23 protein-coding genes are annotated in these 22,137 nt (G+C 66.6%); 8 read left to right on the forward strand and 15 right to left on the reverse strand.

Translation table 11 applies throughout. The features are described from left to right. Positions 1-208: 208 nt before the first annotated feature. The 4 genes from HSR122_RS00775 to brz form a co-directional block, all read right to left on the reverse strand. Positions 209-2,053: a UvrD-helicase domain-containing protein gene (locus tag HSR122_RS00775; protein ID WP_229110749.1), complete on the reverse strand. Its 1,845-nt coding sequence runs from the start codon at positions 2,051-2,053 to the stop codon at positions 209-211. 45 nt (positions 2,054-2,098) lie between these two features. After that, positions 2,099-2,257: a DUF7563 family protein gene (locus HSR122_RS15095; protein ID WP_449404328.1), complete on the reverse strand. Its 159-nt coding sequence runs from the start codon at positions 2,255-2,257 to the stop codon at positions 2,099-2,101. Positions 2,258-2,555: 298 nt separating this feature from the next. Beyond that, a complete protein-coding gene (locus HSR122_RS00780; protein WP_229110750.1) occupies positions 2,556-3,137 on the reverse strand; it encodes an LURP-one-related/scramblase family protein in 582 nt (193 codons plus the stop codon). 49 nt (positions 3,138-3,186) lie between these two features. Beyond that, positions 3,187-3,369, reverse strand: a complete 183-nt coding sequence (gene brz / locus HSR122_RS00785; RefSeq protein ID WP_229110751.1) for a transcriptional regulator Brz — start codon at positions 3,367-3,369, stop codon at positions 3,187-3,189. A 101-nt stretch (positions 3,370-3,470) separates the two neighbouring features. Here brz and HSR122_RS00790 point away from each other — a divergent pair, with 101 nt between their 5' ends. From HSR122_RS00790 to HSR122_RS00800, 3 genes are read left to right on the forward strand one after another with little or no spacing between them, the layout of a single operon-like run. Then, entirely contained in the window at positions 3,471-4,553 is a 1,083-nt protein-coding gene (locus HSR122_RS00790) for a Brp/Blh family beta-carotene 15,15'-dioxygenase (protein ID WP_229110752.1), read from the forward strand. Positions 4,554-4,555: 2 nt separating this feature from the next. Further along, the gene (locus tag HSR122_RS00795; protein WP_229110753.1) at positions 4,556-6,145 is read left to right on the forward strand and encodes a phytoene desaturase family protein; all 1,590 of its coding nucleotides are present in this window, start codon (positions 4,556-4,558) and stop codon (positions 6,143-6,145) included. Positions 6,146-6,171: 26 nt separating this feature from the next. Beyond that, positions 6,172-8,145, forward strand: a complete 1,974-nt coding sequence (locus tag HSR122_RS00800; RefSeq protein WP_229110754.1) for a bacterio-opsin activator domain-containing protein — start codon at positions 6,172-6,174, stop codon at positions 8,143-8,145. A 22-nt stretch (positions 8,146-8,167) separates the two neighbouring features. On the opposite strand, the gene HSR122_RS00805 is transcribed toward HSR122_RS00800, so the two are convergent. Continuing rightward, on the reverse strand, positions 8,168-8,605 hold the full coding sequence (locus HSR122_RS00805) for an SRPBCC family protein (protein ID WP_229110755.1): 438 nt from the start codon (positions 8,603-8,605) through the stop codon (positions 8,168-8,170). A 112-nt stretch (positions 8,606-8,717) separates the two neighbouring features. Between HSR122_RS00805 and uvrA the strand changes: the two genes are divergently transcribed. Further along, a complete protein-coding gene (gene uvrA, locus HSR122_RS00810; RefSeq protein WP_229110756.1) occupies positions 8,718-11,738 on the forward strand; it encodes an excinuclease ABC subunit UvrA in 3,021 nt (1,006 codons plus the stop codon). Here the strand turns inward: uvrA and HSR122_RS00815 are convergent. The 7 genes from HSR122_RS00815 to HSR122_RS00850 form a co-directional block, all read right to left on the reverse strand. Continuing rightward, entirely contained in the window at positions 11,735-12,304 is a 570-nt protein-coding gene (locus tag HSR122_RS00815; RefSeq protein WP_229110757.1) for a hypothetical protein, read from the reverse strand. The genes uvrA and HSR122_RS00815 overlap by 4 nt on opposite strands. Further along, positions 12,301-12,672: a hypothetical protein gene (locus tag HSR122_RS00820; RefSeq protein WP_229110758.1), complete on the reverse strand. Its 372-nt coding sequence runs from the start codon at positions 12,670-12,672 to the stop codon at positions 12,301-12,303. The genes HSR122_RS00815 and HSR122_RS00820 overlap by 4 nt, the downstream gene beginning before the upstream one ends. A 72-nt stretch (positions 12,673-12,744) precedes the next feature. Then, complete coding sequence (locus HSR122_RS00825) at positions 12,745-14,727, reverse strand: DUF460 domain-containing protein (RefSeq protein WP_394355535.1); 1,983 nt, start codon at positions 14,725-14,727, stop codon at positions 12,745-12,747. Between the two features lie 324 nt (positions 14,728-15,051). Next, positions 15,052-16,011 (reverse strand): phosphotransferase family protein, encoded by a 960-nt coding sequence (locus tag HSR122_RS00835; RefSeq protein WP_229110759.1) that lies wholly within the window; start codon positions 16,009-16,011, stop codon positions 15,052-15,054. Then, a complete protein-coding gene (locus HSR122_RS00840) occupies positions 16,008-16,682 on the reverse strand; it encodes an HAD family hydrolase (protein WP_229110760.1) in 675 nt (224 codons plus the stop codon). The genes HSR122_RS00835 and HSR122_RS00840 overlap by 4 nt, the downstream gene beginning before the upstream one ends. Before the next feature lie 81 nt (positions 16,683-16,763). Continuing rightward, positions 16,764-17,093: a hypothetical protein gene (locus tag HSR122_RS00845; RefSeq protein ID WP_229110761.1), complete on the reverse strand. Its 330-nt coding sequence runs from the start codon at positions 17,091-17,093 to the stop codon at positions 16,764-16,766. A 77-nt stretch (positions 17,094-17,170) separates the two neighbouring features. After that, complete coding sequence (locus HSR122_RS00850) at positions 17,171-17,581, reverse strand: SRPBCC family protein (RefSeq protein WP_229110762.1); 411 nt, start codon at positions 17,579-17,581, stop codon at positions 17,171-17,173. 136 nt (positions 17,582-17,717) lie between these two features. Here HSR122_RS00850 and HSR122_RS00855 point away from each other — a divergent pair, with 136 nt between their 5' ends. Both HSR122_RS00855 and HSR122_RS00860 read left to right on the forward strand, forming a co-directional pair. Then, complete coding sequence (locus HSR122_RS00855; RefSeq protein ID WP_229110763.1) at positions 17,718-18,677, forward strand: carbohydrate kinase family protein; 960 nt, start codon at positions 17,718-17,720, stop codon at positions 18,675-18,677. 75 nt (positions 18,678-18,752) lie between these two features. After that, positions 18,753-19,826 (forward strand): hypothetical protein, encoded by a 1,074-nt coding sequence (locus tag HSR122_RS00860; RefSeq protein ID WP_229110764.1) that lies wholly within the window; start codon positions 18,753-18,755, stop codon positions 19,824-19,826. A gap of 19 nt (positions 19,827-19,845) precedes the next feature. Here the strand turns inward: HSR122_RS00860 and HSR122_RS00865 are convergent, their stop codons facing one another. From HSR122_RS00865 to HSR122_RS00875, 3 genes are read right to left on the reverse strand one after another with little or no spacing between them, the layout of a single operon-like run. Next, on the reverse strand, positions 19,846-20,067 hold the full coding sequence (locus tag HSR122_RS00865; protein ID WP_229110766.1) for a hypothetical protein: 222 nt from the start codon (positions 20,065-20,067) through the stop codon (positions 19,846-19,848). 57 nt (positions 20,068-20,124) lie between these two features. Further along, positions 20,125-20,400, reverse strand: a complete 276-nt coding sequence (locus HSR122_RS00870) for a hypothetical protein (protein ID WP_229110768.1) — start codon at positions 20,398-20,400, stop codon at positions 20,125-20,127. A 3-nt stretch (positions 20,401-20,403) separates the two neighbouring features. Beyond that, positions 20,404-20,655, reverse strand: a complete 252-nt coding sequence (locus HSR122_RS00875) for a DUF7120 family protein (protein WP_229110770.1) — start codon at positions 20,653-20,655, stop codon at positions 20,404-20,406. 101 nt (positions 20,656-20,756) lie between these two features. On the opposite strand from HSR122_RS00875, the gene HSR122_RS00880 reads away from it, so the two are divergent. Further along, a complete protein-coding gene (locus HSR122_RS00880) occupies positions 20,757-21,215 on the forward strand; it encodes a DUF5791 family protein (protein WP_229110773.1) in 459 nt (152 codons plus the stop codon). Beyond that, a complete protein-coding gene (locus tag HSR122_RS00885) occupies positions 21,212-22,096 on the forward strand; it encodes an SDR family oxidoreductase (protein ID WP_229110774.1) in 885 nt (294 codons plus the stop codon). Before HSR122_RS00880 ends, HSR122_RS00885 begins: the two co-directional genes overlap by 4 nt. Positions 22,097-22,137: the final 41 nt, after the last annotated feature.

Here is a 22,137-nt window from a genome sequence, read left to right on the forward strand (position 1 = left end):
CAGTTCGAAATGGTACAGCCACCAGTATCATCCCTCATCTCGATCCCGGAGCCACCGCCACGCGCCGGCTGCCAGTGCTCCGAGTCCGTGCAACCCGATCTAGAGGCCGAACAGCCACGGCAGCGAGTCTCCCGGCATCGAGAGGACGACGCCGGAAAAAAGCCACAGCGTTGTTCGATACGTCGACTGCGTCGGACGGCCCCTTCGGTCACTGCGCCGGGGCGATTTCCTGTGCCTCGGCGAGCAGTGCTTCGAGATCGGCGTCGGTCGGCTCGTTGTTGAGCAGCACGTCGACCGGCAGCGTCGGCGCGCCGTCGACGAGGTTCTCGAGGATGACCAGCCGCTCGCGGGCCCGTGACATCCCGACGTAGAAGACGCGCCGCTCGTTGTCCGTCAGCGTCGGGACGGGCGAGGTGTGCTTGGTGAACTCCTCGACGCCCGGGACGTCGATGTCTTCCTGTTCGACGGTCGCGGCCATCTGCTCGACGACCTTCTCGGTGAGGTCGGTCGCGACGAAGACGTGATCGGCCTCCCGGCCCTTCGCGGAGTGGATCGTGCCGAGTCGCAACCGGTCGGGGTCCATCCCCTCGTAGTCGCCGCCGAAGTACGCGTCGACGCTGCGCTCCTGGAAACTCGTCACTTTCCGAAGCATGTCGGCCGCTGCGACCGGATCGGGCGCGAACGGGACGTACTCGTTGATCAGGTCCGGCTCGACGTAGATCTCCTGCAGGTCGTCGGTCTCCTTGTCGTCGGTGATCTCGTCGATCGCGTCGAACAGGTCGTCGCGCTCGCCGGTCCCGAACGCCGAGTCGGCCAGCATGTCCGCCAGCCGCCGGGCCTGCAACGCCGTCAACTGCTCGTCGGCCGACAGCGCTTCGATTCCCCGGACGTACTGTGTGAGCCGATCGGTCCACATCCGCTGGTCGGTCAGGCACTTGAAGGGGATCCCCTCGTCGATGAACTCGTCGATGAACTGGAACATCTGGTAGCGCGCCCGGAACAGTACCATCGCCGTCCCGTCTTCGTCCTCCTCGATCGTCGCCTTGACGTTGCGCGCCAGATCGAGCATCGAGGGCCCGGAGACGGCCTCGACGGTCCCGCCTTCCTTGCGCGGGTTGAGGTCTTTCTCCTGGCGCTTGTCGATGTGGCTGACCTCGCGGTCGACGACGTTGAGGATCCGCGACGGCAGTCGATAGGAATTGGGCAGGATCTCGTCGTCGGTGACGTCCTCGTCGAGCAGCAGGTCCGGATCGGCCCCCTGCCAGGCGTAGACGACCTGGTCGTCGTCGCCAGCGATCAGGATCTTCTGCATGTGCGGTTTCCACTCCTCGTAGACGTCGTACTGCAGGGTCGTGATGTCTTGGAACTCGTCGATGATCAGATAGTCGACGTTCGGCAACAGCGACCGCTGTTTGACCCGCTCGAGCATGTCCGCGAACCCGACGAGTCCCTGTTCGCCCTTGTAGGACCGCCAGGCGCGGATCGCCTCGGGCACGTCGATCCGGTCGTCGTCGCTGGGCCAGGTCGGCGTGTACTTGTTACCCGTCTGGGCGTTGTCGTCGATCTCCGGCGGGAGACGGACGGTCTCCTCGTCCCACTTGAAGGGGACGTCGTACCAGTCGGCGACCTCCCGGCGGGTCCGCTGGAGCCACTGGCTGGTCGCGATGATCTTGTTGCCGATCGTCGTCGACCGGGCCGACCGGCGGCGCGACCCCTCGTACTCGTCTTCGAACTCCAGCCCGTAGCTCTCACAGAACTCCTGTTTGTCGTCTTCGCCGACGACGTCCCCTCGCGAGAGGTTGAGCAACTCGTAGGCTTTCGCGTGCATCGTGCTCACGTTGCCCTTCAGGGCGCGCGGCGAGACGTCGAGGCGTTCCGCGAGTCGGTCCCGGATCTCCGCTGCGGCCGCACGGGTATAGGAGACCACCAGCACGTCTCGAACGTCCACGTCGCCGTCCTCAAGCAACTCCTCGACGCGGTCGAGCAGTGCCGTGGTCTTCCCGCTCCCCGGTCCGCCGAACAGGCGAACGACCTGGGGATTCACGTCAGTCATCGGCACCACAAACGGGCTTGTCCCTCATAAACAACGTGACTTCGATCAGGAGTGGCGTGGCGATCGCGCCTCCCGTATCTCGGCCCCGTCGCGCAACTTGTCCTCACACTGCGGACAGACGCGCGGATTGTCCACTCCGCGCGGCGTGAACACTCGAGCGTACGCTTCGGTCACGAACGCACCACAGTTCTGGCATTCCGGCATTCTCCCTCACCCCGTTACCTGCACAGCTGCCAGGGGATAATATATTAGTTTCGATGTCTTCGAGCCATCTACCAACGGTGATAGTCGCTGGTTTCCGCGCGACTGCTGTGAGTAGCGTACGCTCGATGGACAGACAGGCGGACAGTGGCCAGCTGGACTCCCAGCGGTGATACTGCTGGCTGTACGAAACGACACTCGGCACTGATACTGCCGGCTGTAACAAACTGAAGGAATTCGCCACCCCGGGGTGGCGAATATCTTTACGAACTTACAGCCGGCAGTATGACGATAGTCCCGATCAGTTGCCCTGGATCGCGTCGATGACCATCGCGGCGGCGACGATCGGCTCTTTGGGCACGTCGCTGGCGTCGTCGATCGTGATGTCGTAGGTGTCTTTCAGCGAGAACTGTCCGGAGATGTTTCCGACGTGGTCGCCGTCGACGTCCGTGATCTCGTATTTGTGTGGGATCCAGCCGCCGAACGGGACCACGTTCCGCGCGAGCGTTACCGCTGCGCCCCTGGAGTTGATCTCGGCGAGCTTTCGCTCGTCGCGGGCGTCGCGGATCTTCCAGGTGTCCTGAAAGATCGAGTAGTCGTTGTCGAGGATCACGATGTCCTCGCCGGTCCGGGCGTCCGTCAGAATATAGTCGCCCGCGACATCGATGATACCGCCCGCCTTGACGGTGAAGACCTCGTTGCCGTCGCTGTCGACAAAGGGGAACTCCTCTTTCATCTTGAACATCTTCTGTTTGCCCCGCAACACGACGTCCCCGTCGGCGTCCTCGGCGCGGTACTTGTTGCGCACCAGCGACTGCACGACGGTGTAGCGGTCGTCCGTCAGGTCGATCCCCTCGATCGTGTACGCCCCACGCTGACTCATGATCGTACTCTCACAGAAACCCGACTTAAATCCGGCGGTTCGATCCCGATCAAAACGTGAATGTGACGTAGAACTCGTGATCGTTGGGGCAGGCGACGGTCCGGACCTTGCGGTTGTCGGTTTCGGGCTCCGACGGCTCGGTCGTCGAGATCCCGTTGACGGTCGAGTCTCGGGGCAGGCCCATGCTCGCGTCGGCACCGCATTCGGGACAGCGCAGTTGCCGGATCCCCATACCTCGTTTCGTTCGAGACCACGAGCCAAAACAGCTACGGGACCGCCTTGCCCAACGTGTTTGGTCCGGCTTTGATAGCGAAACCGGAACTAATCGCTGGTATGTCCGAACACGCCCACAGACTGACGGTTCCGAAACTCGTCCCCGAGGTGCCGGGCGGGACGACGCTGGCGGTCGCACGCGTGGCACTGCTCGCACTGACGGTCGCGTTCGCCGTGGCGACGGTCGCCGGCTTCGAGCCGTCGTTTCGAACGCAGGCGATCGTCTATCTCTTCGGGATGGTCGCGCTGAACCTCCCTCACGGCGGGTTCGAGCACTTCAACAACCTCCGTCGGCGGACCGTCACCTTTCAGGTGCGGTATCTGGGGCTGTACCTGACGGCCATCGCCGGCTTCATCGCGCTGTTGTTCGTGGCTCCGATCGCCGGACTGACGCTCGCGATTGGCGTCGCGGTCGCCAAGGGCGGCTACGGCGACCTGCACGTGATGGAGGTCACCTTCGGAGCCGACCACCTGCAGAGCGAGTTCCAGCGTACGCTGGCGGCACTGGTCCGGGGCGGAGCAGTCATGGCCGTCCCGATATTCTTCTTCCCGGAGACGTTTCACACGTTCAGCGCCATGATGGTCGACATGTTCGAACCCGGCGGGCTCGCGCCCGTGAGCCAGTACTTCGATCTGACGCGGTGGCTCGTCGGCGGCGGGTTTGGCGCGCTGGTCGTCGCTCACCTCGCGCTGGGATACGTCCGGGCCTCAGGCACCGGGTCGTACGTCGCCGACGCCGCTGAGACGCTGCTTCTGGTCGGCTACTTCGCGGTGGTGCCGGTCGTCATCGCTGTCGGGCTGTACTTCCCGCTGTGGTACTCCACCCGCCAGGTCGCGCGGACGACGGCCATCGACGCCGAACCGACGGGATCGACGACCGGCGAGGGAGTGCTCGCGATCCTCGACAGCGACGACACCCGGCTGGTCGCGCTCGGGGCCTGGGGTGTGTTGATCGCCGGCAGCGTCGCCACGTTCGGGCTTGCGGCGCTGCTGTGGACGCTCGCGCCCCAGCCGCTGGGCGGTGCGGGAATCCCCGTTGGGCTGGTCGCGTTCTGGAGCATTTTCATTAGTATTATCGCGCTGCCACACGTCGTCGTCGGTTCGTGGTACGATCGCGATCGCGGGATCTGGTACGTACCCTGACTATGTTCGAGAATACTCCACTCAGCGGGACGGACGTGACGGTACTGGGCGGTGGCTTCGGCGGGCTCTCGGCGGCCGCGTACCTCGCGGATGCGGGGGCGGACGTGACCGTCCTCGAGCAGAACGAGCGCCTCGGCGGTGCCGCGAACCTCATCGAAAGCGAGGGGTTCCGGTTCGATACCGGCCCCTCCTGGTATCTGATGCCCGATGTCTTCGAGCGGTTCTTCGATCACTTCGATCGCGACCCCGAGGACTACTACACGATCGAGCCGCTCGATCCGCACTACCGGGTGTTCTACACCGAGGCCGACCCACAGCCCGAGAAGGGATCGCCGTACGCCGACGACCTCGAGACGCAGCCCGGCTGCGACTGGGTGACGACGACGCCGGACGTCTCTCAGTCACGGGAGATCTTCGCGGCCTACGAAGCGGGCGGTGGCGAGACCTTCGACGAGTATCTCGCGGAGGCCGAGTACTCCTACGAGGTCGGGATGGAGAACTTCGTCTACAAGGACCGCTCGCGGCTGCGCGATATGATCGACCTCGACGTCGCAAAGTCCGGTCGCGGGCTGTCGCTTCTGGGGTCGATGCAGGACCACGTCGAGAGCTACTTCGACGAGCCGAAACTCCAGCAGCTGCTGCAGTACACGCTCGTGTTCCTCGGCGGGTCGCCCCACAACACGCCGGCGCTGTACAACCTGATGGCCCACGTCGACTACAACCTCGGCGTCTACTACCCGGAGGGCGGGATATACAGCGTCGTCGAGGGGCTTGCGGACCTCGGCGCGGAACTGGGCGTCGACTACGAGACCGGCGTCGAAGTCACCGATATCCAGAACACGACGACCGGGCTGGCGCTACAGACTTCCGGGGGGCGTCGCCGGACGGACACGCTGGTCTCGAACGCCAACCCGGCCCACGTCGAACGCGAGTTGCTCTCGCCGGGGAGCCGCGACCACGGTCCCGAACACTGGGAGGGCAAGACCTACGCGCCCTCCGCGATCATGTTCTACCTCGGCGTCGAGGGCGACGTGGGGCCGCTGGCCCATCACTCGCTGGTGTTCCCGCCGGACTGGGATCCACATTTCGAGCGGATCTTCGACGACCCGGCCTGGCCCGAGGATCCCGCCTACTACCTGTCGGTCCCCTCCAAGACCGACGACACCGTCGCGCCCGACGGCCATCACGCGGTCGTGATCCTCGTCCCGATCGCGCCCGGGCTGGACGACGACGCCGAGACCCGCGAGCGCTACCGCGAGAAGGTCCTCACCCACCTCGCCGAGGAAGTGGGCGTGGACCTGCGCGACCGGATCGTCTTCGATCGATCGGTCTGCGTTTCTGACTACCGCCAGCAGTACAACTACCCGAAGGGGACGGCGCTCGGGCTCGCGCACACGCTGCGACAGACCGGGCCGCTGCGACCCTCCCACCGGGCGTCGAACGTCGACGGCCTCTACTACGTCGGCAGCTACACCAACCCCGGGATCGGCGTCCCGATGACGCTGATTAGCGGCCAGCACGTCGCCGAGGCGGTCGTCGAGGACCGCACCGGATCCGGGTCGTCGCTGGATCAGCTGAAAGCCCGGTTTTAAATCGCCGCCGGCCGTAGCAGGGCGGTATGACTGCGGCGTCGGAGACGCGGCGGCTCTTGCGCGTGGGCGAGACTCCTCGATCGGGGCCGGTCGACGCGGACTCGCTTGAACGCGCCATCGAGGGTGCCGTCGTCGTCGAGACCGACTTCCCGGCGGCACTGGATCGCGTGACGAACGGAGACGTCGACGGAGCCGTCGTCGATCACCGCGAGAGCGGGTTCGACGGGATCGCCTTCCTGCGGGCGGTTCGGCAGGATCGCCCGTCTTTTCCGGTCGTGCTCGTCCCGGCGACAGACGACGGGAACGTGGCCCGCCGCGCCGTCGAGGAGAACGTGACCGCCTACGTGCCCGCGAGCGGGGACGACACGCTCGAGCTCGTCGCACAAAAGGTCAAACAGCACGTCGGGGCGCGTTCGAGCGAGCGCGGTCGCGTGCGGATGCCGATCAGCGACCGGACCACCGAGGAGGAACAGCGGCTCAAGGAGCGGGCGATGGACGAGGCGCCGGTCGGGATGACGATCGCCGACGCGACGCTGCCGGACGAACCGCTGATCTATGTCAACGACGCTTTCGAGCGGATCACGGGGTATAGCAAACAGGAGACGGTCGGCGTCAACTGTCGGTTTCTTCAGGGCCCGGACACCGAGATCGAGAAGACACACGAGATCAGAGACGCGCTCGACGCGGGCGAATCGGTCTCCGTCGAGATGCGCAACTATCACAAAGACGGATCGGAGTTCTGGAACGAACTGAAGATCACGCCGATCCGCGACGACGAGGGGGAGATAACGAACTTCGTCGCCTTCCAGCAGGACGTCACCGAGCGCAAGGAGGCCGAACTCCAGCTCGAGCGCGAGCGCGAGCGCCTCCAGCGATTGCTCGACCGGATCAACGGGCTGATCGGGGACGTCACCGAGATCGTCGTCACGGCCGACTCGACCGACGAGGTCTACGCGCGTTCGGCCGAGCGCATCGAGGCCGACGAGGCGATCTCCCGTGCCTGGATCGGCGAGTACGATCCCGGGGCGCGCGTCGTTCGGACGCGGGCCGGCGGCGACGGCGAGATCGATCTGACGGCCGACGACGCCGGGCCGCTGGCGGCCGCGATCGACGAGCAGTCGCTCGTGCGCCTCGACGACGCGCCTGCCGACCCAGTCGGCTGTCGGGACGAGGAGACAGGCGTCGTGATCCCGCTGACCTACCGGCGGACGACCTACGGGGTGCTGGCGGTCTACAGCCGCGCACAGCCCTTCGACGAGGAGGAAACGACCGTCCTGCAGGCGCTGGGTCGCTCGATCGGCGCGGCGGTCAACGACCTGCTGAGCAAGCAGACCGTGACGACCGACACGGTGATCGAGATCGGCGTCGAGTTACACGACGAGACGCCGCTGACCCGCCTCGCGAGAGCACTCGGCGAGCGGGCCGTCCACGAGAACACGCTGATCCGCCACGACGGCGACCTGCTGTTGCTGTTCGAGGTCGACGGGGAGACGGACGCGGTCGTCGACGCGGCCGAGTCGATCCCCGAAGTGATCGGCGTGACCGTCCTCGCCGACGAGGACGACCCGATGGTCGAGGTAGCCGTCGAACAGCCGTCGTTCGTCGGCACGCTCTCGGAGTTCGGCGCGCAGATCACGACCGTCGAGTTCGATGCCAACGCCGTCGAGTTGCGGTTCGGGGTCGCCACGGAACAGAACGGGCGAGCGATCGTCGACGAACTTGAGGACAGCTACGAGACTGTCGAGCTGGTCGCCTATCACGAGTCCGACCAGCCCGCACAGACCAGGCAGGGGTTCCGCGCCGCCGTCGAGGACGAACTGACCGCCAGACAGCTGACAGCGCTTCAGAAGGCCTACGTCAGCGGGTTCTTCGAGTGGCCGCGCCGCAGCGACGGCGACCAGCTCGCGGCCTCGATGGACGTCGTCCCCTCGACGTTCTACCAGCACCTTCGGGCCGCCGAGAAGAAGCTACTGACGGCCTTCTTCGAGGGTGACGCGTAGCCGTCTGCCGCGTCCGCACTGGCTACTGTTCGACGTTCAGGAACGCCCGCAGCGTCGCGATCGCGGTCTGGATCTCCCCGTCGACGTACGCCTGAACGGCGAGTTCGGGCAGCCGATCGAGCACCGTCTCGGGAAACTCCAGTTCCGCGACGTGGGTGATCGTCGTCCCGCCGGGAGCGTCCTCGAACCGGTACCGCCAGGTGCCCTCGACCGCGCCGGTGAGCGACCGGACCAGCAGCGCCGGCTCCTCGTGGTGGGTGTCCTCGAACGCGCCCGTCAGCGAGATCCCGGCGAGTTCGTACTCGTAGCGACCGCGTCTGGTTCCGTCCGAACGCTCGGTGACCTCCGTCACCCTGAGTAGCCCCGGGATCAACTTGACGAGGTTGTACGGGTCGGCGACAAACGAGAACGCGGTCCGGGGTGGCACGGAGACGGTGAGCTCTGCTTCTGAGTGGAACATGCGGACGGCTCTGTCCGTTGTCTTGGCCGGAGACTGGTTGAAAATAGTACCAAATCACTTTGGCTCGACGAACCGACAGCGTTTCAGTGATCGATCCCGTGAGACGTGACGAATGAGCAAGGACGTCATCGAGGTCCGCGGCGCCGAAGAACACAACCTCAAGGACGTCGACGTCGAGATCCCCCGCGAGGAGCTGACCGTCGTCACCGGTCTCTCAGGGTCGGGGAAATCGTCGCTGGCCTTCGAAACCGTCTACGCGGAGGGCCAGCGCCGCTACATCGAGTCGCTGTCCGCCTACGCCCGGAACTTCCTGGGACAGATGGACAAACCGCAGGTCGAGAACGTCGAAGGGCTCTCCCCCGCGATCTCGATCGATCAGAAGAACGCTGCCAACAACCCGCGTTCGACCGTGGGGACTGTCACCGAGTTGCACGACTATCTGCGATTGCTCTATGCCCGGATCGGCGTGCCCCACTGTCCCGAATGCGGCCGGGAAGTCGGCGAGCAGTCGGCCCAGAACATGGTTTCACGGATCCTCGAGCTGCCCGAGGGGACGAAAGCGAAACTGGCCGCGCCGATCGTCCGCGACCAGAAGGGGGCCTTCGAGGACCGCTTTGATGACCTCGTGGGCGAGGGCTACGCACGCGTCGAGGTCGACGGCGAGGAGTACGACCTCACGCTGGATCGGCCCGACCTCGACGAGAACTACGACCACACGATCGACGTGATCGTCGATCGCGTGACAGTCTCGACGGCGGCCCGATCGCGGATCGCCGACTCCGTTGAGACCGCCCTCGAGGAGAGCGGCGGGATCCTCAAGGTGATCCTGCCCGACCCACCCGAGGACGCCGAACTCGGTGGTGCGACCGCTCGCTCGACCGGTGATTTGGCGCGCGAGTCGCCACGCGCCTCGAGTGGAGCGAGCGGGCGAGGCCCGCGAGCAGGCACCGGCGACAGCGCCGACCGTAGCGACCGAGACCGGCTCGAAGTCGAATTTTCGGAGGATCTCGCGTGCACCCACTGCGGGATCGACATCTCCGAGATCGAGACCCGCTCGTTCTCGTTCAACTCCCCGCACGGCGCCTGCCCCGAGTGTGAGGGGATCGGCGAAACCAAGGAGGTCGATCCCGATCTGGTTGTGACGGACCCCGAAAAGCCACTCAAAGACGTCTTCGAGCCCTGGAGTTACAACCGGACCTACTACTCGCGGCAGATCGACAACGTCGCCGAGCACTTCGGCGTCTCCGTCGAGACCCCCTTCGAGGAACTCGACGAGGCGGTCCGGCGACAGTTCCTCTGGGGGACCGACGAGCGGGTCCACTTCGAGTGGACGACCAAGAACGGCACCCGCGAGAAGACCGAGCGTTTCGAGGGCGTCATCCCCAATCTGGAGCGGCGCCACGTCGAGACCGACTCCGATCGGGCCCGCGAGCACATCGAGGAGTACATGGCCACGACGACCTGCCCGGCCTGTGAGGGGACGCGCCTGAAAGCCGAATCGCGGGCGGTACTCGTTGACGGAACCTCCATCACGGAGGTCAACCGGATGTCGATCGGTGACGCCCTCGAACACTTCGAGGGCATGGAGGCGAACCTCGACGAGCGCGACACCAAGATCGCCGAGGAGATCCTCAAGGAGATCCGCGCCCGGCTGGGGTTCATGGAGGAGGTCGGACTGGAGTATCTCACGCTCGATCGCGAGGCAGCGACGCTCTCCGGTGGTGAGAGCCAGCGCATCCGGCTGGCCACCCAGATCGGGAGCGGACTGGTCGGCGTGCTGTACGTGCTCGACGAGCCCTCGATCGGCCTGCACCAGCGCGACAATGACCGCCTGCTGGACACGCTCGAGGAACTGCGCGATCTGGGCAACACGCTGCTCGTCGTCGAGCACGACGAGGAGACCTGGCACCGGGCGGACAACGTCATCGACATGGGGCCCGGCCCGGGCAAGCGCGGCGGCGAGGTCGTCGTCAACGGCTCGCTCGATGAGGTCGTCGACGCCGAGGAGAGTGTCACCGGCGAGTACATCGCCGGCGAGCGGTCGATCCCGGTGCCGGAGACGCGCCGCGAGAGCGAGGGCAGCGTCACGATCCGCGGGGCCCGCCAGCACAATCTGCAGGACCTGGACGTCGAGATCCCGCTCGGGACCTTCACCGCCATCACGGGCGTCTCCGGGTCGGGCAAGTCCACGCTGATGCACGAGGTGCTCTACAAGGGGCTGGTCCGGCGGATGAACGACACGGACGTCAACCCCGGCGAGCACGACGACATCGAAGGGATCGACCGGATCGAGACCGTTCGCCTGATCGACCAGTCGCCCATCGGGCGCACGCCCCGCTCGAACCCCGCGACTTACACGAACGTCTTCGATCACATCCGCGAGCTGTTCGCCGAGACGAAGCTCGCGAAACAGCGCGGTTACGAGAAGGGCCGCTTTTCGTTCAACGTCAAGGGCGGTCGGTGCGAGGCCTGCGGCGGGCAGGGCCGGGTCAAGATCGACATGAACTTCCTCAGCGACGTCTACGTCCCCTGCGAGGAGTGCGGCGGCGACCGCTACAACGACGCGACCCTGGAAGTCACGTACCGGGGCAAGACTATCGCGGACGTCCTGGAGATGAGCGTCGACGAGGCCCACGAGTTCTTCGAGAGCCACTCGGGCATCCGCCGGCGGCTGCAACTGCTGAAAGACGTCGGGCTGGGCTACATGCGACTGGGTCAGCCATCGACCACGCTGTCGGGCGGCGAGGCCCAGCGGATCAAACTCGCCGAGGAACTCGGCAAGAAAGACTCCGGCGAGACGCTGTATCTCCTAGACGAGCCGACGACCGGCCTGCATCCGGAAGACGAGCGCAAGCTCATCGACGTGCTCCACCGGCTGGCCGAGGACGGCAACACGGTCGTCGTCATCGAGCACGAACTCGATCTGGTGAAAAACGCCGACCACATCATCGATCTCGGCCCCGAGGGCGGCGAGAACGGCGGCGAGGTCGTCACGACGGGCACGCCCGAGGAAGTGGCCCGCGACGAGGAGTCCTACACCGGCGAGTACCTGCGTGATCTGTTGCCGGACATCGAGTTGCAGGGACCGCGGGCGGATCGGGAGATCGCACGGCCAGTCGCGGACGACGACTAGGACAGCGAGTCCAGCAACCGCGTGACGTAGGGGCTACGATCCCAGCTTCGGTGGTCACCGATCGTCGTGATGAGCGTTCGCGCCTCTTCGGTGGTCAGGTGCCCGTTCAGCGCGTAGTCACGGACGAGCCGCGGCGTCGGAACGATCCGCGGCCCCCGGAGCGTCGCGTGCACGAGCGGGAAGTTCGTCCCGCCGAACTCGTCGGTCACGAAGGCGTCGACATCGAGCGCGTTCGCGAGCACGATCCCGTCGGTTTCCCCCTCATCGAGTCCGAACGTCGGGCGAGCGTTGGGTGCCGTCTGCCGCTTGTAGGGGTCCTTGATCGCGTAGTGGTCACGGGCCGCCAGCACGTTGGTCGCTGCGGCGCTATGGATGTCCTGATACCGTGTGAGATCGCGGAGTTCGGCGACGACTTCCGGCGGCAGAAACAGCTCACAGCCAGTAAGCAGATACTGCAACGGGTCCGGCGACGAGTCGGTGTCGTACTCGGGATCGGCACGCGGCACGGCGAGGCTAACGAGCGCACTCGTGTCTGCGACAACCGTCCGCAGTTCCGTGCCGCTCATCTCTGATCGGTCGTCGTCTCGTCGGCTTCGACTGCGTCACCGCTGTAGATGTCGCGCTCCTCGTCGGGTGCGGCCAGTTCAAACGGATCGGATTCGAGATCGGCCTTGAGCAGCCGGAGTCGCTGTGCCTGCTCGGGACCCACGAGCTGTTTGACCGTCTCGACGTCCAGTCTGTCCTCGTAGTAGCGTGCCGCCACGCGCTCCCGAAAGGCCTCGCTGTCGGCGGTCGACTCGACGTACTCCCGGATCGCCTCGACGAGAAGGTCGGTCCGATCCGTCCCGAGCAGATCGGCCATCGCGTCAAGCCGATCGACCAGATACGCCGGCGACTGGAAGTGCACTCGCTGTCGGTCGTCGCTCGCGCCCATTGTATGTGCAATTTATGCACACGATACTATAATCGTTGTGCCGGCGGCGAGGCCATGTCTCTGAGCCAACGGTTAACTCTCGCCGCGGTCGGACGCCCGGTGTTCGCTGATGAGTCGGTCGACCATCTGCTGGTTGCGCTCGCGCTTGCGTTCGGCCACCCAGTCGTTCCACTCCTCGATCGCGGCGTCGACCTCGCGCTCGCGGGCGACGGCGAGTTCGTCGACCTCCTGGACGGTCACTTCCTCCGCGTCGGCGACGGGCACGCGCTGCTCGAACAGCACCTCGTCGGAGGCGTCCGAAAGCCCGCCCTGACGCAACACCAGCCGGGGATCGATATCGGCGAGGCGCTCGGCCGTCGAGCGGCCCGCGCCGGTGGCGTCCCGGAACATGATCACGTCGCCGCTCGCGAGGCCGAACCGCTCGTCGGCGTCCCGGATGGCCTCGGTCGTGAACTTCTCGACGATCTTGACCGGGACCAGCCCCTCTCGCTTCTCGGAGACGTCCGCGAAGTTCGAGTGGTCGAGCTTCCAGAGGGCCTTCAGGCGTTCGAGCTTCCCCTCCAGGTCCTCGACGCGCTCGCGCTCGTCTTCGAGTTCGCGCTGTAGCCGGTCGTTCTCCCGTTCGAGACGCGTGACCTCCCGGCGCTTGCGCGCCTCGGTCCGCTGCTCGCTGCGGGCTCGCTCGAGCTTTCGCTCGTACTCGTCGATCCGGTCGTTCTTGCTGGCGATAGTATCCTTGAGGTCCTCGGTGTGCGACTCCAGCCGCTCGACCCGCGCCTCAAGTCGCCTGATCTTCTTCTCTTCGGGGGTCAGCTCCCGCGGCTCGTGGCTCGTCTCGCCGGCTTCGTCGTCGCTCTCGTCGTCTTCGCGGGCGGCCAGCGCGCTCTCGACGGAGTGTTCGCCGGCGACGACGTCGGCGACGATCGGGCCGACCTCTGCTTTCGGTGGGACCTTCGCCGCGATCCGATCGATCTGGTCCTCGTGGTCGTCGTAGGCCGACAGCGCCGCGGCCAGCGCGTCGCGCTCGTGATCGTTGTCGTATGGCACCTCGCGGGTGCGGTGCTGTTTCTCGTCGACCGGCAGGTCCGAGTCGGGAACCCATCCCGCGGCGTCGAAACTCCGCCGGAGTTTCTCGACGGTGTTGGGCATCGGCGTCACGTCGGCGGCGACGACGACTGGCCGACCGCGTTCGACGATCCACTCGGTGACGGCGGCTGTGTCGTCGGTCCGCGTCGAGTAGACGTCTAGCACTGACCCCTCGAGGCCGACGATCGCGACGGCGGTGGTCGTCCCGGGATCGACGCCGACCAGCACGTGATCGCGGCGCTTGGCGAGCGGGCGGAACTCGATGCCGTCCCGTTGCAATCGCTCGATCTCGATGCGGGTGTCGCCGTTGCGGTGCTCGGAGACGGGGATGTCGGCGGGCCGCCCCTCGACCTCGAACACGGCGTTGGCGTAGCCGCCGTATTTCTCGGTGACCGCCTTCTCGTAGTCCAGCCCGGCCGCGTCGAGGTCGGACTCGACCTCGCGGGCGGTGGTCTTGACCGCGCCGTGGATCCGGCGCGTGTAGCGGTCCTCCGAGAAGCCGCCACCGCCGCCGGTCGAGCGCCCGCGTGCGACCTTGACCTCCGTCGTGTCGGTGAACGCCGACACCTCGTAGCCGACGTTCCCGGCCGCAAGCCGGGCGGCGGCCTCGGCCTCGGCCATCGGCTGCTTGTCGTAGGGGACGCCGTGGCGCTTGGCGACCCGCGAGAGGGGTTCGGGTCGCTCGTCGCCCGTGACCTGTACGAGTTTCGTCCCGGCGGGCAGTTCCCGGAGCACGTTGACCAGTTCGTCCTTGTCGCTGGCCAGTTCGTACATGTTGTCGGTGGCGACGATCGCGGGCTCTCTGCTGTCGATCAGCCGCCGCAACTTCCGTCGGGAGACGACGTCGCGCTCGAGCGTCTCCCCGTCGAAGATCACGAGCGCGTAGGAGGGCGCGTCACCGCGAACGTCCCCGCTCTGGACGTCCACGCCGAACACGAGGGCGTCGAGGGCTCCTGTTCGCGTGCTCACGGATCCACGTAGGGGCCTGAATCGATAAACCCCTTGCGGCGAGAGCATCGAGAAGCCAGCCGATCGGCAATCCCTCCGGACTCGCCGAGGCTCTTCGAGGTCCTGCCAGGAGGCCCCGCTGCCGTACTCCCGGAGCGCGTCCGCGGTCATCAGCCCGATATCGAAGGGGTCGCTCTCGTACCACGCATAGAAGCGGTCCGCGATGTCACGACCGTCGAAGGCACCCTGCTCAACGAACTGCTCGACCGATCCCGAACGACTCGATCCGAACGGTAGCGACCGCCGCCCGTCGGTGACGTACGGTGGCCCGACCGTCTCGCGCTCTCACGTGTCGGTCATCACAGCCGCCAGTGCGTCCCGGTGGAACGCGATGGCATCGCTCCTGCCGACCGGCGGGTATCGGGGATTGGTCACCTCGCCTCCGGAGTCGACGGCGCTCTCGGCGATCGCGGCGATCCGATGAGCGGGACGGACCGCCGGGAGGGGTCTGACGTCGGCGTAGCCCTCTCTGAACGCCTGCCGGAGCGGCTCGGGATCGGCGACGTACCAGTCCGCGACGAGGTACTCGGATTTGGCGACCGAGAGGGCGGGCGCGGCCGCGAGTGGCGCTTCCCAGTCGACGACCGCCGTGACCGAGTCGCCGGCGACCAGCGCGTTTCCCGGCCGGAAGTCCCACGGGAACAGTCGCGCGTCGGACTCGCCGTCGGACTCGGCCGCGACGACGGCCCGGAGATCATCTCGGAGCGGGTCGAACGCCGGCGGGAGCCGGTCGATCGCTCGCCGGCCGTAGTCCCGGAACCACGGCCCCCAGTCCCGGCCGTCCGACGTGAGGGTCCCGTCCGACAGCTCCAGTCGCCCGTGCTCGTCGAACCGGAACGCCTCGTGGAGCCGGGCGAGCGCCGCCCCGAACCAGCGCGCGAGGTCCCGTCGCGCCCCCTCTCCGATCGAGACGAACGCCTCGTGGAGATCGTCGCCGGCGACGTAGGCGGTGAGCATATACGCGACGCCGTCGTGCGCCCCCGCGGCGAGTACTGGCGGCACCGGGACGAACGTCCGCCGGCGCACCGCGCTCAACAGCGCCGCTTCGGTGCGAAGCCAGGTCCGCTCGGCACAGACCTGGACGACGACCGGCCCCCGGTTCGCGAACCGGGCAAGCGCCGTCTGCTTTCGACGCCCGCGATCGATCGACTCGACGTCGACCACGGCGTCGTCGATCGACTCCAGCGCGGCCGCAGCCGCGGCATGCGCCGACTCGCCGTCGAACGCGGCAGTCAGTCGGCTCATCCGCTCTCCCGCAGTATCGCCGGCAGTTCGACCAGCGAGTCGATCACGTACTCCGGTTCGTACGCCCCGGCGTCCTCGTCCGCTCGCAACCACGCCACCGACAGCCCCGCGTTGTGTGCACCGGCGACGTCGTAGGCCAGCGAGTTCCCGACGTACAGCGTCCGCTCTCGGGCGACATTGAGCTCCTCGAGGGCGCGATCGAACGGCGCGGTGTGTGGCTTCGACCGGGGCAACTCGGCCCCGTAGACGACCACGTCGAAGCGACCCGTGACGCCGAGCGCGTCGAGTTTCGTCCGCTGGCGGTCTCTCGGCCCGTTGGTGACGACGCCGATCGGGCCGACTCCGGCCGCCCCCTCCAGTGCAGTCTCCGTCCCCGGCAGATGAGTTACCGCGCTGTCGTCGATCTCCGAGACCAGCGCGCGGGCGACCGCGAGCGTGTCGACACTGGATCGACCGTGCTGGGCGGCGACCCGGGCGAGTCCAGCGCCGAAGTATCCGACCGTGTCGCCGTGATCCGGCGGCCCGTCCAGCGCCTCCCAGAGGGCCGGCGGGTCGCCGAACGGCGTCTCACCGACCCGCTCGAACGCCCGCTCGTAGACCGCCTGCATGTCCTGCGTGCGGCGACAGAGCGTCCCGTCGAGGTCGAAGAGGACCGCGTCAACATTTGCCATGGACGAGCCTTGGCGCTGCCGAGGGAAAAGCCGGCGGGCGACAGCACCGACCTCAGTTTCACACCAACGACTTCTGGCCGGCTATTCCGGCGTCAACAGTGATTCGACCCGTTCGAGTTCCCCGTCTTCCAGACCGTCGAGTTCGGAGAGCGGCGCAGCGAGAACGCCCGCGGCAATCGCCGACGCCGTCTCGGCGAGTACCCGCTGGCGTTCGTCGGTGAGGCTGTCCATCGCGTCCAGACGGGCGGTCGCGCGCTCCAGTTCCCGCCGTTCGACCGTCCGACTGCGTCGCCGGACGGCTTCGAGCGCGTCTTCGACGACGGGGTCGCAGTCGTCGGCGGCGCTGTCAGGCCGTTCCAGCTTCGCGGCCCCCGTTCGGTCAGTGCTCGGTTCGACGCCGTCGCTGCTCATGCCCGACATTTGACGCCCGTCCCGAAACAACGCTTTTGCGAACATATTCGGCTTGTCGCGTTCTGCTGGGCGGTCGATCACTCGACGCGGTCTTCGAGGTAGTCCAGTTGGGCTTGGAGTTCTTTGCGGCGCTGGCGCTGTACCACGGTCGCGTCGAGAATCGACCCGCCGGGCGCGTCGAGCGCGAACTCCGTGCGTGCGGTCACCGCAGTCGTCCCGTCCCGCTCCGTGAGTTCGTACGTCGTCGTCATCGAGTCGAAGACCCCGTCGATCTGCTCGTACGCCAGCGCCGCCTGCTCGTCCTCGGAGACCCGCAGCGTCAGCGATATCCGCAACAGCCCCAGCGCCTTCGAGATCTCCAGTCGGTCGCCGTCGATCTCGACCTCGTCGAACCCCGACGCTCGCATGAACGGCTCGAGGTCGTCGAGCGCGTCCCGGATCTCGTCCGACGAGGCCTCGATCGACCGCGTGACAGTGACAGTTTCCATAGCGATCGTCGTCGGTTCTTGGGTACCTTCGCCATCGACGAATACCTTCGTGCGAACGTGTTCGTCTCGATGTCGGCCCCGACCGCGACGGTCGTTCGATAGCAATACTATTGGACAATCGCACGTACACTCCGATATGGACGATCCACAGGTACTCGTCGCAGGAGAGGCGTTGATCGATCTGTTTCCGGCGACTCCGGGGCCGATCGCCGACGCGGAGACGCTCACGCGCCGGGCGGGCGGCGCACCGACGAACGTCGCGGTCGCGCTGGCTCGGCTCGGCCATCCGCCGCTTCTGTGGGCGCGACTCGGCGACGATCCCTTCGGCGATCACCTCGCGGACGTGCTGACCGACAACGGCGTCCGCGAGGAGCTGCTGGAACGCGACCCGGAGCGGAAGACGGCCCACACTCTCGTCGGCAAGGACGAGGACGGCGACCAGTCGTTCACCTTCTTCGCCGACGAGACGGCGACGTTCGCGATGCAGCCGGGGGCGGTCCCGGCCGAGACGCTGGAGCGCGTCGAGTGGGTCCACGTCGGCGGCGTCACGCTGCACACCGAGCCGTCGCGGTCGGCGACGCTGGAGCTGATGGAGCGCGCGAGCGAACGCGGCTGTACCGTCTCGTTCGATCCGAACACGCGGGCGGACCTCTGGCCCGAGGCGTCGGTGCTCGTCGAGACGCTCGAGCGCGCGCTCGGACTCGCCGACGTGGTCAAGACCGATCGGGACGACCTGTCGGTGCTCGTCGATGCGGCCGACGAGGACGCACTCGCGGCGGACCTCCTCGAGCGCGGGCCCCATACCGTGCTGCTCACCCGCGGGAGCGAGGGCGCGATGGCCCGCGCGTCCGAAGCTGCCCCCTGGGGCCCGGCTGAGACGACCTTTGGCGGCTTCGAGGTTGACGTTGTCGAGACGACCGGTGCCGGGGACGCGTTCGTCGCCGGTACGATCGCCGGACTGCTCGGCGAGCGCTCGCTTTCCGAGACCGTGCGCTACGCGAGCGCGGTGGGGGCGCTTGCGACCACCGCGACCGGCGCGATGGACGGGTTGCCATCGGAAGACGACGTAGCGGAAATAATTGCCGATAACGCCTGAAGCGGCCGTTTTCGCCAGATTCGCGGATCGGAAGAACGGCAACGATTATACGTCGGGCAATCCCATCGACACGGTATGCAACGACGTGCCGCGGCAGTCTATTTCGTCCTCTTCGCAGTCGTCAGTGCGGGAGCGTACACGTACGTCGGGATGGCAGAGCGACCGCAGGTCGACCTCTCCGGCGAGACCTACGCAGAGGGGGAGACGCTCACAGTCGGGGATCGAACCTACACGGTCGCGTCGGTCGGTGACAGTTCCGGCGAACTGACCTGGACGGATCCGGACGCGACGTATACGGCGACGCTACAGAACGACTCGACGGTGTCCTGGCAGGTCGTCTCCTGGGACGGCCAGCGCGTCGACCGGGTGACGGTCCCGAACGGTTCGACGGTCACCTTCGGCGACCGCGATCACCGGATGCGGTTGAACGCCTCGACCGACCCTCCGACGCTTCGGCTCGAAGCGGTCGAGAACAGCTCGATCAACACGACGTTCGAACGCGGTGAGACACTCTCTTTCGAGTACGACGACCAGTACGTCCCCGACGGAACGATAACGAATGTCACCTCGGACGAGGCAACCGCGTCGTGGGGCTCGGCGTATCTGGTCTCCATTCCCAACGAGACCGACCCGGCGACGGCATCGCTGATCCAGCAGCAGAACGTCACTCGCCTGCTGTTGACCGACGACGCCGTCGAGGACTCGCTGGGGACCGCTCCCGACGGGACGCGGTACGTCCAGTACCGCAACGGCACCCAGCAACCGCTCGCGGCGTACCTGCCCGAGCCCGAGATCAGAACGCTCGCCGAGGGCGAGACGCTCACCTACGAGGGCAACGAGACGACAGTCGGGAACATCACCCGCTCGACGCTCCCGCTGAACCGGACCGGTCCCGGAACGGTCGGCGTGGGACTGTCGGCGGGACAGTCGGTAGACCTCGATGGGCAGTCGTACTTCGTCCACATCCCCGATTCGGGGACAGTCCAGCTCGCCCCGAACACCACCGAGACACGCGAGGCCTACCGTAACTCACAGGAGCAGATCGACGACTATCAGGAGCGCAAGGCCGGCCTGTGGGGCGTGGTCATCCTGAGTTCATTCGCGGCAGTGCTGTTGCTCGGACTGTCGTATCTGCCGAACAAGGATTGATACCGTGAGTCGGCTTTGATCACTGCCGGACGAGCCAGACCAGGCCGGCCCCGACGGCGATCGTCGCCAGCACGCCCAGCAGTTGCAGCACCGAGGCCGCGAGGCTGCCGTTCGTCTGCCAGGGCATCCCGGCGATGGTTCCCAGGCCGATCAACACGAGCAACGCGCCCGCGAGCGTGCCGAACAGTTCGAGCCTGTCCGACATCTCGAGTGCGTCGTTGAATCGTCCGTCCGTGCTCATATCCCCCCTCTCGCGTTTCAGGGTGGTAAAGAATCCGGTTCGAGCCGGAACTAACCGTCACACCGTGCCGGGACGGATCCGGAACTGCTCGTACTCGCCGTGAGACAGTTCCAGCGCCCCGAGCCACCAGTTCCAGCGTTCGATCAGGGCGTACTCGTCCGGGGCGTCGTGGAGGTTCGAGACGACGACAGTGACGGTCAGTTCGTGGCCGAAATCGGCCTCGAACCGTCCGGAATCGGTCAGATCACGCGCCTGTCTGGCGACGACGTGTGCCGCCCGCTCGCCGGCCTCGAACTCCGTCCGGAGCGTCGCTTCGAGCGTCGTTGGATCCACAGGTCAGAACGTGTAGCCGTCGTCGCGCGGTTCGTCCTGCATCGCCGGGTCCTGCTGGTCCTCGACGGTCTGGGAGAACATGTCCTCCTCGGTGGCCCCCGTCGTCGGCTCGTCCTCTTCGACGTCGTAAGCGGAGACGCCCATCGTCAGCAACTCCTCGACGGCCTGGTCTCGGTTGACGAACTCGTCCTGCTCGACCAGCCGCCGGATCTCGTTCTCGATTCGATCCGGCAACGAAACTTCGATTTTCGGCATGTGTGTCGCTCTAGGTCGGACGTGTATAAATCCACGGGGGCACATCGACGAGGAGAGCGCGTACGACTACACACTTGTGTCTCCGGCCCATAGCCCTGTGCATGCTAACGGGACGATTTCCCGACGCCGGCGAGCGCGACCCCGAAGCGTTGCTCGTCGCGTATCTGGACGTGCTGGGCGACGTGATCGACGAGCAAGGGGTCGAAATCGTCGCCGCGGAGACCGACCTCTCGACGGCGACCGTCGAGACGCTCGCCGACGGTGTGACGACGGCGTCAGACGCTCCGGACGTGGCCGAACGTGCCGCCGATATCACACTCGATGAGGCCGCCGCGGTCCTCGCGCGCTCCGCGGAGTTTCCGGACGCCGAGACGGTCGCCGCCGAGGCCCGTGACATCCTGCTGATGGGGATGACGACGGCCGTGATGGACGTTGACGCCGTCGCGTCCCGGCTCGACGCTACCGACCCGAAGACGATCCAGCAACAGGTCGAGGGCCGTCATCCGATTACGCTCGAGGAATACGCCCGCATTCACTCCCTGCTGGAGGGGGCGCCGTGACTCGCGTCGCCGTCCTCGGCTGTGGCTACGTCGGTTGCGAGCTGGTCCGACAGCTCCAGCCCGATCACGAGGTCGTCGGCGTCCGTCGCTCGGAATCGGGGCTTCGGGCCGTCGAGGAGACGGGCGCGACGGCCGTCAAGGCCGACGTCACCGAACCCGAGACGCTCGCGGCCGTGCCGGACGCCGACTGGGTGGTCTTTGCCGCCTCCAGCGGCGGTCGCGACGCCGAGGCCGCCCGCGAGACCTACGTCGAGGGACTCCGGGCGACGATCGACCACTTCTGTAGCCGCGAGACAGTCCCCGACCGGATCGTCTACACGTCGAGCACGGGCGTCTACGGCGACCGTGACGGCGACTGGGTTGACGAGGATACGCCGATCGGCCCCGAGACCGAACGCGGGCAGGTCCTGGCCGAGGCCGAGACAATCGCCCGCCAGCGCCCGATCGACGACACGGACGGCACGGTCGCCCGCTTCGCCGGCCTGTACGGACCCGATCGCTACCGTCTCGATCGATATCTCGAGGGGCCGGTCACCGAGGGACACCTGAACATGGTCCACCGGGACGACGCCGCCGGTGCGGTCCGGTTCCTGCTTGCAGGCGGGCACGCCCGCCGCGAGGTCGTCAACGTCGTCGACGACGAACCGGTCGAGAAGTGGGCCTTCGCCGACTGGCTGGCGGCGCAGTGCGGCGAACCCGAACCGGCCAAACGGACCGTCAGCGAGCGACTTGACGATCCCGAACTGTCGGACGCGGCCCGGAACTGGATCGGGGCCGACAAGCGCGTCAGCAACGAGAAACTCCGGGCTCTCGGCTACGAGTTCGCCTATCCGACTTACCGCGATGGGTACCGGGCGGCGATCGAGGCCTATCGCGAGTAGCCCCTGCGGTTCCGGGGCCTGTCGCGCCCAACAGTTTTCAG

This window comes from Halapricum desulfuricans (assembly GCF_017094525.1).
GTDB classification, from domain to species: Archaea; Halobacteriota; Halobacteria; order Halobacteriales; family Haloarculaceae; genus Halapricum; species Halapricum desulfuricans.